This window comes from Micromonospora sp. NPDC051227, from assembly GCF_044455385.1.
Taxonomy (GTDB): domain Bacteria; phylum Actinomycetota; class Actinomycetes; order Mycobacteriales; family Micromonosporaceae; genus Micromonospora.
Genome location: NZ_JBITET010000020.1, coordinates 1 through 11,938, shown reverse-complemented (window position 1 = coordinate 11,938; position 11,938 = coordinate 1). Strand labels below are relative to the sequence as shown.

Genomic DNA, 11,938 nt, shown 5'->3' with positions numbered 1-11,938 from the left:
CTGGCACCCGTGTCCCGGGGGCCTGAGTGCACGACCTGCTGACCTGGGTGCAGGGTCTGCCCACCCTGTGGATCTACCTGGTCGCCGCGCTGATCGTGGCGGGCGAGACCGCGGTGATCTTCGGCCTGCTCGTGCCGGGTGAGGCTACCCTGCTGCTCGTCGGCTTCCTCACCTACAACGGTACCTTGCGGCTCGGGCCGGCGTTGCTCGCGATGATCGTCGCGGCCGTTCTCGGCGATGGGCTGGCCTTTCGCGCCGGACGGCGGTACGGGTCCCGGCTGCGCGCCGGGCTGGGGCACCGGGTCGGGCCGCAGCGGTGGGCCCGGGCCGACGCCATGCTCGCCCGCCTGGGTGGGCGGGGGGTGTTCGCCGCCCGATGGGTGGCTTTCGCCCGGACCCTGGTGCCCCGGCTGGCCGGTGCGGCCGGCATGCCGTACCGGCGGTTCGCCCTCTGGAACCTGGCCGGGGTGGTGACCTGGGTGGGCGGCTCGGTGCTGCTCGGTCACCTGGCCGGTGAGTCGTACGACACGGTCTCCCGGCTTCTCGGCAGGGCCACCGGGGTGGCGTTCCTGCTGCTGGCCGGCCTGGTGGGTGTGGTGCTCGCGGGTCGGTGGCTGGGCCGTAACCCCGACCCGGTGCGCGCGTTGCTGTCCCGGGCCGGCGCTCTGCCCCCGGTGCGGTGGCTCACCGCCCGCTACGGGGTGTTGTTCTTCCTGGTGGCCATGCGGATCGGCCCGGCCTGGACGCTGCTGCTCAATCTGGCCGCCGGGCTGCTGCTGCTGTTCGCCGCCGGGCTCGCCATCGCCGGTCTGCTCGCGGTGGCGGTCCGCAACAGTGGGCTGGCCGCGTTGGACGGCGCCATCGCGGGGTGGTTCGCCGCCCGGCGTACCCCGGACGCCGCGGACGCCACACTGGTCGTGGTGTCGGTGGTACGCGGGTCGGTGCTGATCCTGTTGGTGGCGCTGGTGGCGGCGGTGCTGGCGTGGCGCAACCGGCCGTGGCGGGCGGATCTGCTCAGCGTGGTCGGCACGGTGGGCGCGTTCGTGCCGCTGGTGGTGCTGGCCGTGGTGGCCGAACTGACCGGCCCGAACGGGACCGCCCCGGGCGGCGGTGAGGCGGCCCCGCTCTCGACCCAGAACGCCGTGGTCGCGGCGAGCTTCTGCACCCTGGCGTGGCTGGTGTCGCGGAGCGCCCGCTGGCCGGTGGCGGTGGCCGCCTGGACCGCCGCGGCGGCGGGGGTGCTCGGGGTCGGCGGCGCGCGGCTCTACCTCGGACTGGACACGGCGAGCGGGACGGCCGCGGCGGTGCTGCTCGGGGTGCTCTGGACTGTGGTGTTCATGGTCGCCTGGGCGACCCGGGACCGGGCGGTGGGCAACGGTCAGCCCCCGGTGGACCAGGCCCCCCGGCGGCCGTCGCAGGGACAACGCCGCCCGGTCGAACCTTGTTAGGGTGCGGCGACAATCACACGGGGGAGGCAATGGCATGGTTCGACGCACCGATCGGCTGGGCGCCGCCGTGCTCGCCGGGCTTCTGCTGGCGGGCGCGCTGGTCGGCTGCGCCGCCAAGGGGGAAAGCCCATCGGGCCTGGCCGCGCCGGTCGCCGTCACCGACGGGTCGACCGATGCCCCGTCCGACGAGGTCGACGGGGAACCGAGCCCGTCGCTGAGCGCCGTGGAGTCGATGGGCGCCGCGCCGAGTCGTAGCGCGACCCCGAAACCGAAACCGACGAAGAAGCCGCCGCGGACGGCACCGAAGCCGCGTGCGGTGGCGAAGCCGCCCACCGAGACCGAGGTCCCGCCGGCGCCGCCGAAGCCGGCGCCGAGCTCCTGCAAGCCGACCTACAAGGGCAGCCAGGCGACCCGGTCCGAGGTGAAGACGGCGCTGACCAATGCGGCCAACCGCACCTACTGGCCGGTCTCCGCACCGGACATCAAGATTCCGCTCAACCTGCTCAAGGCCACCGCGTGGCAGGAGAGCGGCTGGCAGTCCAACATCTACGCCTGCGACGGTGGGGTCGGGCTGTTGCAGGTGATGCCGGACACCGCGACCTGGATGAACCAGCGGTTCGAGAAGAGCTACAAGATCGACGCCTACCAGGACAACGCCTACCTCGGCGCCACCTACCTGGCCTGGGCGACGAAGTACATCGGCGACATGTACTTCGAGTCCGACTTCCGGCTCGACCCGGCACTGTGCACCAGCGAGCTGGATTCCTGCCTGCTCAACGCCGTCATCGCCGCGTACAACTTCGGGCACGGTGCGGTGGCGCAGGAGGGGAAGCCGCTGGCCATCCCCAACCCGTCGTACGTGCGCAACGTGCGGGCGCTGATGAGCGAGTGCGTCTGCCTGGCGTACTGACCTCGTCGGGGCCGTGGCGGCTTCGCCATGGCCCCGACGAGTCGGTCAGTCGTGCGCGGCGACCGGCTCGGGCCAGCTCGGGGTGGCCTGCACCGGGTCGCGCGTGATGCGGCCGGGCCACCAGAAGCGGTCGCCGAGCAGGAACGCCAGCGCCGGCACCAGGACCGTGCGGACCAGCAGGGTGTCGAGCAGGACACCGATGCAGACGATGATCCCGATCTGGGTCAGGGTGATCAGCGGCAGCACACCGAGCACGGCGAAGACCGCGGCGAGCAGCACTCCGGCGCTGGTGATCACACCGCCGGTGACCCGCAGGGCGGAGAGCATCCCGGCGCGGGTGCCGGCGCTGCGGGCGTCCTCCCGGGCCCGGGTGACCAGGAAGATGTTGTAGTCCACCCCGAGCGCCACCAGGAACACGAAGGCGAGCAGCAGCACACCGCTGTCCAGGGCCGGGAAGCCCAGCACGTGGTCGAAGAGCAGCCAGGCCGCGCCGAGGCTGGCGAAGTACGACGCGATCACGGTGAGCACCAACAGCAGCGGCGCGAGCAGACCGCGTAGCAGCAGCACGAGCACGGCGCCGACCAGCAGCAGGATGATCGGCAGGATGAGCCGCAGATCCCGGTCGTTGGCCTCGTCGGAGTCGTACGTGGCGGCCACGGAGCCACCGACGATCGCCCCGGACGGGGCGTCGGCGCCGGCGGCGGCCAGCGGCGCGGAGTCGGGGACGGCGGCGACCGCCGCCCGCAGCGCCTCGATCGCGCGGTCCGAGGCGGTGGTGCCGGGTTCGGCGTCGAGAACCACGTCGACCTGGGCGACGGCCGCGCCGGCGTCGCCGGGGCGCGCCGAGGCGACACCGGGTACGGCGGTGGCGGCGTCGGTGACCGCCCGCACCGCTGCCGGCTTGGTGATCACGGCGACGGGCTGGGTGCTGCCGGCGGGGAAGGCTCTGGCCAGGGTCTGTGCCCCGGTCACCGCCTCGGGCTCGGCCCGGAACTGTTCGGTCTCGGACAGGCCGGTACGGATGCCGAGCCCACCCAGTGCCAGGCCGCCGAGCAGCACTGTGGCCAGCGTCGCGACCACCACCGGGCGGCGTTGCACGGCGGCACCGAGTCGACCCCAGAGCCGACCCTCGCGCACCGGGCCGCCGACGCGGGGTACGAACGGCCAGAACAGGCCGCGACCGAAGAGCACCAGCACGGCGGGGAGCACGAACAGGGCCGAGAGCATGGCGAGGACCACACCGGTGGCGCAGGCCACGGCCAGTGCCCGGTTGGTCTCCTGCTCACTGAGCAGCAGGGTGAGGACGCCGAGCACGACGGTGCCGCCGCTGGCGAGGATGGGCTCCGCGGTGCGGCGTAGCGCGGCGCGCATCGCCGCGAACCGGTCCTCCTCGCGGCGCAGCTCCTCCCGGTAGCGGGCGATGAGCAGCAGCGCGTAGTCGGTGGCGGCACCGAAGACCAGCACGCTGGCGATGCCGGTGACCTGACCCTGTTGGAGGTTGATGCCGACGCCCGGCACGATGACGTCCACCGCGCGCAGGGTGAGCTGCTCGGTGGCGGCGACCACGACCAGCGGCACGATCCACAGGAACGGGCTGCGGTAGGTGATCAGCAGGAGCAGCGCGACCACGGCGGCGGTCACCACGAGCAGGGTGATGTCGGCGCCGTCGAACACCGAGGAGAGGTCGGCGGTGAACGCCGGGGCACCGGTCACCTTGGCGGTCAGCCCGTCGGGGAGGTCCGCGAGGGTGGCGCGTAGTTGGGTCACCGTGTCGGTGACGGCCTCCTGCCCGCCGGCGGTGTCCAGCGGCACGGCGACCAGGGCCACCGCGCCGTCCGGGGAGACCTGGGCGGGGCTGACCTGCCCATCCACCGCGAAGCGGCGCAGGTCGTCGGCGCTCGCGCCGACGACCTGCCGGTCGGTCTCGCTCAGCGGGCCGCCGTCACCACGACTGATCACCACGATGGCCGGCTGCACGTCGCTCGAGGGCAGTTGATCCTGGAGACGTTGCACCTGGGTCGACTGCCACCGCACGGACAGGCCGGTGGCGGAGACCGGGGCCGGGTTGTCCGGCTGGGGTGTCCCGAAGACGGCCGCGCCCACGACGATCGCGGCGGCCACGGTGAGCCAGGCGGCCAGCCGGCCACGAGCGACTCTGGTGAACACAGACATCAGGTGACCTCAAGGTCCTTCGAATGACGAGTATCTTGATAACCGAGATTATCCGGGGCTGTTCTATGCTGCAACCCGGGGGACCGACGATGGGAAGAGCGGCGCGAGGTGGCGACTCACGGCATGTACCGACGGCGCGACACGCGCCGCGAGCGGCTGGTCGCGGAGATCACCAACAACCTCCGGCGGTACGCGGTGGACGCCCAGCAGGTCGGCCACGCCTTCGCCAACCTGCACGGTCTCAACCCGACCGACCTGCAGGCGTTGATCGCGGTGATGGACGCCGAGCTGCTCGGTGACCCGATCACCCCCGGTCGTCTCGGCGAGCAGCTGAACCTCTCCTCCGGCTCGGTCACGGCCCTGATCGACCGGCTGGAACGGGCCGGGCACATCCGTCGCGACCGGGACACCGTCGACCGGCGCAAGGTGCTGCTGCACTACGCCGACCAGGGCGCCGCCCTGGCCATGGAGTTCTTCCGGCCGCTGGGCGCCCGTACCGACACGGTGATGGCCCGCTTCAGCGAGGACGAGCTGGAGGTGGTGCACCGGTTCATGGCGGAGATGAGCGAGTCGCTGCGGGGGCACCGCGACGCGGTGCGCGCCGCCCGGCTGGAGTCACCCCGCCGCCCGACGGGCTGAGCGGTGCCGAACCTCGTCACCCGCCTCGCCAGCGCCGCGCTGCGCCTGCCACCGACCCGCCCCGGCCCGGTGCGGGTCAGCCGTGACCTCCCGGTGCGGGCCCGCGACGGTGTGGTGCTGCGCACCGACCACTACGCCCCGGCCGTCCGCGGCGCGCCGACCGTGCTGATCCGCACCCCCTACGGGCGGGGTGGACCGCTGCGGTTGCTCGGTCGGCTGCTCGCCGCCCGGGGTCGACACGCGGTGATCCAGTCGTGTCGGGGCACCGGGGGCTCCGGTGGAACGTTCGTCCCGCTGGTGCACGAGCGCGACGACGGCGCGGACACGTTGGACTGGCTGCGTCGCCAGCCCTGGTGGTCCGGGCAACTCGGCATGTTCGGGGTCAGCTACCAGGGCTTCGCCCAGTGGGCCCTGGCCGCCGACGCCGGCGAGGAGCTGCACGCGATGGTCGCCGTGGTGACCGCCTCGGCCACCCGCGACTCGACGTACGCGGGGGAGTCCTTCGCCCTGGACACCGTGCTGACCTGGGCGGAGCTGCTGCACGCGCAGACCGTGCCGTGGCTGGCCCGGCAGTGGGAACTCAAGCGCGGGCAACCCCGGCTGGCCGCCGCGCTGGAGCACCTCCCCCTGACCGACGCCGACCGGGTGGCCACCGGCGTGACCATCCCGTTCTTCCAGGAGTGGCTGCGCCACCACACCCCGCAGGCCGCGTACTGGCGGACCCGGGTCTTCGCCGACCAGGTCGCGAAGGTACGGGCGCCGGTGGTCATGGTCACCGGTTGGCACGACATCTTCCTGCCCGCCCAGCTCGACGACCACGCCGTTCTGCGCGCCGCCGGCACACCGCCGCGCCTGGTGATCGGCCCGTGGACGCACGGCAGCCCCGGACTGTTCGTGGCCGCGCTGCGCGAGGGCTTGGCCTGGCTCGACGAGCACCTACCGGCCGCGCCGCGATCGCCCGTCCCGGCGGGACCAGCCCGGCCGCCCGTACGCATCCACGTCGGCGGCGCCGGCGGCGGTTGGCGGGACCTGCCGGACTGGCCACCCCCGGCGGTCGAGACCGCCTGGCACCTGCAACCCGGTGGCGAGCTGGCGGAACGCCCACCTGTCGCCTCAACACCGGACGCACTCCGCTACGACCCCGCCGACCCAACCCCGTCGCTGGGCGGTCCACTGCTCGTCGCCCAACGGGCCGGCCCGGTCGACAACCGGCGTGTCGAGGCCCGCGCTGACGTCCTGACCTACACCAGCGCCCCACTGACCGCGCCGGTCGAGGTGATCGGCCCGGTCCGCGCCGAGATCCACGTCCGCAGCGATCTGCCGTACCTGGACGTCTTCGTCCGGCTGTGCGACGTGGACCGTAAGGGTCGTTCGTGGAACGTGTGCGACGGGCTGGTGCGGGTCACGCCCGAGCGCTTCCCGGCCGACCCTTCCGGGGCGCTGCGAATTCCGGTGCCGCTCTGGCCGACCGCGTACCGCTTCGCCGCCGGGCACCGACTGCGGTTGCAGGTCTCCGGCGGCGCCCATCCACGATGGGCCCGCAACCCCGGCACCGGGGAACCCCTCGGCACGGCGGTGACGCTGCGTGCCGGCTGGCGGCAGATTCTGCACGATCCGGCCCACCCCTCGGCCCTGCTGTTGCCGATCGTCCACTCTGACCCTCGGTAATCTCCAATTTGAACTGACCTGCTCTGAGCTGGGCGTTTGTCTGAGAAGCGGGCTATGGTTGGGTCAACGCCCGGCGCCGTGCACCAGTAGGCCGGGCTCGTCTGAAGCCCAGCACCGCGTACGCGGTGTGACGTCGTGCCCGGTCCCCGCCTCTCGGAAAGGGGGACCTCATGACTCGGGCCCCGGCTAATCTTCTGGCCGTCCGAAGCCTGCTCCTCACTCACCTCGACAACGCCCCCGGGCCAGACGATCTCGACCCGGGCGAGGTCGGCATCGTCGGCGACCCGGCCCACCGGGGCGGCTACCACTGCGGATCGGACCGGGTGGTCACCAACGACTACTCCGTGGTCGAGTCGCCCCGCGACCGGGCCGGGCTGACCCTCGACGCGGCGGCGCTGGACGTCGGCCCGTTCGATGTCCGCTCCGGTGGTCGTACGAACACGCTGCCCAGCTTCTCGGTCTGGTGCGTCGCGCAGTGCGCCGCGAACGCGGCCGACACCCGGGACATCCGGGAGATCATCTACAGCCCCGATGGCAGCACTGTGAAGCGGTGGGACCGCCTCGGCAAACGCACCAGCGGGGACAGCTCGCACCGCTGGCACACCCACTTCAGCTTCTTCCGCGACGCCATCAAGGCGGGCCGCGACCAGCGGCCCCTGTTTCGCCGCTACCTCAGCTCCATCGGACTCCTGGAGGACGACGACATGACCCCCGAAGAACACAACTGGCTGGCCACCGTCCACAAGAACCTCACCGTGCTGGATGGCCGCAACCCGGTCGGGCAGATCTACACCCGGATGGCGATGGGTGAGGATGCCACCGTCCCGAACTTCACCTCGGTGCACCCGACGCTGACGTCGCTCGGCGCCCAGATCAGCGCGTTGCAGACGGCGCTGACCGCGCTGTCCAACCGGGACTTCACCGACGAGCCGGCGATCGTCCAGGGCGTGCTGGCCTCGCTGACGCCGGAGAAGATCGCCGCGGCCATCCCGCCCACCATGGCCAAGCAGGTCGCCGACGAGTTGGCCCGCCGGCTGGTCGCCTGAGCGAGAGGGCGGCCCGAGGCCGCCGGGCCGCCCCTCTCCGCGCATTCCGCAACAGCTGTTGAGCAATAACTCTTGCGCAATGGCTGTTGCGGGTGTCACGCTCGGGACATGGACAGCTCCGAAGTACGCCAGATCACCGACTCCCGGGTGCTGGCCGCCATGTCCCACCCGCTGCGCCGCCGGCTGATGGACGTGCTCAAGGTGCACGGGCCCTCCACCGTCGGGCTGCTCGCCGAGCGCACCGACCAGGCCCCCGCGAACGTCAGCCACCACCTCAAGGTCCTCGCCGCCGCGGACCTGGTCACCGAGGCGCCCGAGTTGGCCCGCGACCGGCGCGAGCGGTGGTGGCGCCTGGTCACCCGAGGGCTGCGCTGGTCCAACACCGACTTCGACGCCGACCCGGCCGCCCGGGCGGTCGCCGACGCCGCCACCTCGCTCAACCTGGACCGGCACGTCGCCCTGGCCCGGGCCTGGCACGCCGCCGACGAGGCCGAGCAGGCATCCTGGCACGACGCCGCGTTCTCCACGGACCACTGGCTGCGCCTCACGCCCGAGGAACTGGCCGAGCTGAGCCGCGAGATGATCGGCATCCTCTCGCGCTGGGCCAACCGGGACCTGCCCGACGACGACGCCGAGCGCCGACCGGTCTTCGTGTTCGTCCACGGCGTGCCGGCGCGACCGTGACCGCCGCCACCCGCAGCGACCCGACCCCCGTGCACCAGGCCGGCGGGCTGCTGCGGCACCGCGACTTCCGGCTGCTCTGGACCGGTCAGACGGTCAGCAGCATCGGCAGCAACGTCACCACTGTCGCGCTTCCACTGGTCGCGGTCGCCGTCCTGGACGCCGGCACCTTCCAGGTGGCGGTGCTCACCGCCGCGGCCTGGCTGCCGTGGCTGCTGATCGGCCTGCCCGCCGGCGCGTGGGTGGACCGGCTGCCCCGCCGACCCGTGATGGTGGCGTGCGATCTGTTCCGCGCGCTGCTCTTCCTCAGCGTGCCGCTCGCCGCCGCACTCGACCGGCTCACCGTCTGGCACCTGCTCCTGGTGGCACTCAGCGCCGGCGTCGCCCGCGTCTTCTTCGAAACCGCCGACCAGGTGTACCTGCCGGTGCTGCTGCGACCCGAGCAACTGCCGGAGGGCAACGCGAAGCTGCACGCCGCCCAGACCGCGAGCTATGTCGTCGGCCCCGGCGTCGCAGGTCTGATCGCCCAGCTCATCGGTGCGGTCACCGCTCTGCTGCTGGACGCGATCAGCTTCCTGGTCTCCGCGGTGTGCCTGCTGCGGATCCGCACCGTCGAACCGCGTGTTCGCCGAGTGGACCAGTCCCGGTCACTGCGCCGCGACATCGCCGAGGGGCTGCGCTTCGTCGCCCGAGACCCGTACCTGCGGGTGCTCACGGTCTTCGGCGCAGCCAGCAACATCGGGCTGACCGGCTACCAGGCCGTCCTGGTGGTCTTCCTGGTCCGCGAACTGCGTCTCGAGCCGGGCCTGGTGGGTGGGCTCGTCGGAGTGATGAGCGCCGGCGGGATCATCGGCGCGCTGCTCGCCACCACTGTGGCACGGCGCTGCGGCACCGCACGGGCGCTGCTGATCGCCGCGGCGCTCACCGGCCCGCCCGCGCTGCTCATCCCGCTCGCCGCACCCGGCGTCGGGCTGGCCTGGCCGGCCCTCGGCGGTCTGCTGATCGGCCTGGGAGTGGCCATCGGCAACGTGGTCAAGGGCGCCTTCCGGCAGACCTACACACCGCACCACCTGTTGGGCCGGGTGACGGTGAGCATGCACCTGCTCAACTACGGCACGATCCCGCTGGCGGCCGTGCTGGCCGGTGCGCTCGGCGCACGATACGGCGTCAGGACGGCAATTGTCGTGATGACCGCCTGGCTGGCGCTCACCCCGTTGATTCTGCTGGTAGGGCCAATCCGGAGGCGGCGGGACCTGCCCGCCGCCCCGGCGGCGTCTTGAGTGCACTGCGACGGCGGCCGGAGACCGGCCGCCGTCACCGGCACGGAGCTACATCGGGCGGACGTTGTCCGCCTGCGGACCCTTCTGCCCCTGGGTCACCTCGAACTCGACCTTCTGGCCCTCGTTGAGCTCCCGGTAGCCGCTCGAAGCGATGGCGGAGTAGTGGACGAACACGTCCGGCCCTCCACCGTCCTGCTCGATGAAGCCGAAGCCCTTTTCCGAGTTGAACCACTTAACCGTGCCGGTTGCCATGCATCTCTCCCTGTTCAAAGCGGCTGACCCTCGGCCTGTGGCCGATGATCGCCCGTACCTGTTCGACAGTAACTGGCAAAACCCCGATCCGCTGGCCGAAGTGCCGTAGGTATTTGACTGAACTCGGGTGAACTCTGCGCGGCGGCATTCGAAACCCGCCCCGACCAACCGTCGCTGGGGCATGCTTGCGCCGATGAGAGATGCCGCAGCCGACGCGCTGACCGAGCTGGAACGCGAGATCCACGCGCCTGGTGCCGGTCTGGACCGGCTCCGGTTGATGCCCACCCCGTTCGTCCCCGAGGTGCGGCTGCACCTGGCCGAGGACGCGATCGTCTGGTGGGCCCGGATGGAGGCCGCCGTCGGGCACGCCCTGCCGGCGCCGTACTGGGCGTCCGCCTGGGCCGGAGGACAGGCCCTGGCCCGCCATCTCCTGGACCACCCGGAGCTGGTCGCCGGCCGCCGGGTGCTCGACCTCGCCGCCGGGTCCGGACTGGTAGCCATCGCCGCCGCGCTCGCCGGCGCCGCGGAGGTGATCGCCAACGACATCGACCCGTACGCCGTCGCCGCCGTCACCCTCAACGCGCGGGCCAACCACGTGACCGTCGACGCCACCGGGGACGACCTGCTCGACAGCACCGAAGCGAAGGTCGACCTGGTCGTCGCCGGAGACGTCTTCTACGACCGCGCGATGGCCGACCGGATGCTGCCCTTCCTGCAGCGGGCCGCCGCCGCAGGTGCCGACGTGCTGGTCGGCGACCCGGGCCGCGGACACCTACCGGCGGACCGCCTGACCGTGCTGGCCGACTATCCGGTGCCCACCACCGAACCGTCGGTCGACTCGTCGCTACGCCACGTGCAGGTGCTTCGCCCCGACTGAGGCGGACCCCGACTCAGGGGCGACCCCGAGGCGGATACCAGGGGTCACTGGGGGCTACGACCCGATGTCCGAAGTGGCGCTACGGCCATAGCGTCGACGCATGACGCAATGGCTGGCCCAGATCGGAGAACTACCGATTCTGCTGCTGATGGGTGCGCTCGGGCTCGTCATGCTCTTCGACGCCGTACCCCTGCTGGGTGTCCTCATCCCCGGCGACGTCGCGATCCTTGCCGCCGTGGGCGTCGGCCGCCCGAGCACCGGGCTGGCCACCTTCACCGCGGTGCTGATCGGCTGCCTGGCCGGTTGGTCGCTGAGCTTCCTGGTCGGCCGTCGCTACTCCGACCGACTGCGCGACAGCCGCGTCGGCGGCTGGATCGGCGAGGCCCGCTGGACAGCGGCCGAAGGAATCCTGCGTCGCGGCGGCGGCCGGATGATGGTGGTCGCGCCGTTCCTGCCGGTCTTCAACGCGCTGCTGCCACTGGCCGCCGGCGGGCTGCGGATGTCGTACCGCCGGTTTCTCGGCTGCGCGACGATCGGCGCGGCCGCCTGGGCCGGTCTCTACCTCGCCCTGGGCACCGCGTCACGGTCGGTGGCCGGGCTGCTGCCGGGCGACCCCAGCCCGCTGCTGGTCACGATGGGGGTCGGGCTGGTGCTGGCTTCCGTCGCGTTGCTGGGGGCGCGGCGGCGGTTGTTCTCCGTCGTTGGCTGAGCTGACTTCGTTCTGGGGGGTGTGGGGGCGCTCGGGGCCGGGTTGCGGTGGGTGGGGGCGGGGGGGCGCCCCGGGGGGGGGGGGGGGGGGGGGGGGGGGGCGGCGGGCCCGGGGGGGGGGGGGGGGGGGGGGGGGGGGGGGGGGGGGGGGCCCCCCCCCCCCCGCCAGCGCGGGCGCGGCGCTGGTGAGCAGGGTGAGCGTGGTGACGCCGGCGAGGGCGGCCGCGCGCAGGCGGGATCTGGCCATGGGTGCTCCG

11 protein-coding genes are annotated in these 11,938 nt (G+C 72.6%); 9 read left to right on the top strand and 2 right to left on the bottom strand.

Going from position 1 to position 11,938, the window contains the following annotated elements; all coding sequences use genetic code 11:
• Positions 1-26: 26 nt before the first annotated feature.
• Both ACIA47_RS30630 and ACIA47_RS30625 read left to right on the top strand, forming a co-directional pair.
• On the top strand, positions 27-1,448 hold the full coding sequence (locus ACIA47_RS30630) for a DedA family protein (RefSeq protein WP_396711765.1): 1,422 nt from the start codon (positions 27-29) through the stop codon (positions 1,446-1,448).
• A gap of 34 nt (positions 1,449-1,482) precedes the next feature.
• Entirely contained in the window at positions 1,483-2,358 is an 876-nt protein-coding gene (locus ACIA47_RS30625; protein WP_203124509.1) for a lytic transglycosylase domain-containing protein, read from the top strand.
• A gap of 45 nt (positions 2,359-2,403) precedes the next feature.
• Here the strand turns inward: ACIA47_RS30625 and ACIA47_RS30620 are convergent, their stop codons facing one another.
• Positions 2,404-4,530, bottom strand: coding sequence for an MMPL family transporter (locus ACIA47_RS30620; RefSeq protein ID WP_396711763.1), 2,127 nt, complete (start codon positions 4,528-4,530; stop codon positions 2,404-2,406).
• 123 nt (positions 4,531-4,653) lie between these two features.
• Between ACIA47_RS30620 and ACIA47_RS30615 the strand changes: the two genes are divergently transcribed.
• The 5 genes from ACIA47_RS30615 to ACIA47_RS30595 all read left to right on the top strand — a co-directional run bounded on the left by ACIA47_RS30615 (position 4,654) and on the right by ACIA47_RS30595 (position 9,844).
• Positions 4,654-5,169 carry a MarR family winged helix-turn-helix transcriptional regulator gene (locus tag ACIA47_RS30615; RefSeq protein WP_396711761.1) on the top strand — a complete coding sequence of 172 codons (516 nt, stop codon included), beginning with the start codon at positions 4,654-4,656 and terminating at the stop codon, positions 5,167-5,169.
• Positions 5,170-5,172: 3 nt separating this feature from the next.
• Positions 5,173-6,837, top strand: a complete 1,665-nt coding sequence (locus ACIA47_RS30610; RefSeq protein ID WP_396711759.1) for a CocE/NonD family hydrolase — start codon at positions 5,173-5,175, stop codon at positions 6,835-6,837.
• 170 nt (positions 6,838-7,007) lie between these two features.
• Positions 7,008-7,883, top strand: a complete 876-nt coding sequence (locus tag ACIA47_RS30605; protein WP_396711757.1) for a hypothetical protein — start codon at positions 7,008-7,010, stop codon at positions 7,881-7,883.
• Positions 7,884-7,991: 108 nt separating this feature from the next.
• Positions 7,992-8,567 (top strand): ArsR/SmtB family transcription factor, encoded by a 576-nt coding sequence (locus ACIA47_RS30600; protein WP_396711755.1) that lies wholly within the window; start codon positions 7,992-7,994, stop codon positions 8,565-8,567.
• Positions 8,564-9,844 carry an MFS transporter gene (locus ACIA47_RS30595; protein ID WP_396711753.1) on the top strand — a complete coding sequence of 427 codons (1,281 nt, stop codon included), beginning with the start codon at positions 8,564-8,566 and terminating at the stop codon, positions 9,842-9,844. The genes ACIA47_RS30600 and ACIA47_RS30595 overlap by 4 nt, the downstream gene beginning before the upstream one ends.
• Positions 9,845-9,892: 48 nt before the next feature.
• On the opposite strand, the gene ACIA47_RS30590 is transcribed toward ACIA47_RS30595, so the two are convergent.
• Complete coding sequence (locus tag ACIA47_RS30590) at positions 9,893-10,096, bottom strand: cold-shock protein (RefSeq protein WP_007462771.1); 204 nt, start codon at positions 10,094-10,096, stop codon at positions 9,893-9,895.
• A 193-nt stretch (positions 10,097-10,289) separates the two neighbouring features.
• Between ACIA47_RS30590 and ACIA47_RS30585 the strand changes: the two genes are divergently transcribed.
• The gene (locus tag ACIA47_RS30585; protein WP_396711751.1) at positions 10,290-10,973 is read left to right on the top strand and encodes a class I SAM-dependent methyltransferase; all 684 of its coding nucleotides are present in this window, start codon (positions 10,290-10,292) and stop codon (positions 10,971-10,973) included.
• 100 nt (positions 10,974-11,073) lie between these two features.
• A complete protein-coding gene (locus ACIA47_RS30580; RefSeq protein WP_091408009.1) occupies positions 11,074-11,682 on the top strand; it encodes a DedA family protein in 609 nt (202 codons plus the stop codon).
• Positions 11,683-11,938: the final 256 nt, after the last annotated feature.

Excerpts from the sequence above, each read along its gene's own strand:
- ACIA47_RS30625 (WP_203124509.1), top strand. The coding sequence starts at position 1,483 with ATGGTTCGACGCACCGATCGGCTGGGCGCCGCCGTGCTCGCCGGGCTT.
- ACIA47_RS30620 (WP_396711763.1), bottom strand. The coding sequence starts at position 4,530 with ATGTCTGTGTTCACCAGAGTCGCTCGTGGCCGGCTGGCCGCCTGGCTC.
- ACIA47_RS30615 (WP_396711761.1), top strand. The coding sequence starts at position 4,654 with ATGTACCGACGGCGCGACACGCGCCGCGAGCGGCTGGTCGCGGAGATC.
- ACIA47_RS30605 (WP_396711757.1), top strand. The coding sequence starts at position 7,008 with ATGACTCGGGCCCCGGCTAATCTTCTGGCCGTCCGAAGCCTGCTCCTC.
- ACIA47_RS30600 (WP_396711755.1), top strand. The coding sequence starts at position 7,992 with ATGGACAGCTCCGAAGTACGCCAGATCACCGACTCCCGGGTGCTGGCC.
- ACIA47_RS30590 (WP_007462771.1), bottom strand. The coding sequence starts at position 10,096 with ATGGCAACCGGCACGGTTAAGTGGTTCAACTCGGAAAAGGGCTTCGGC.
- ACIA47_RS30585 (WP_396711751.1), top strand. The coding sequence starts at position 10,290 with ATGAGAGATGCCGCAGCCGACGCGCTGACCGAGCTGGAACGCGAGATC.
- ACIA47_RS30580 (WP_091408009.1), top strand. The coding sequence starts at position 11,074 with ATGACGCAATGGCTGGCCCAGATCGGAGAACTACCGATTCTGCTGCTG.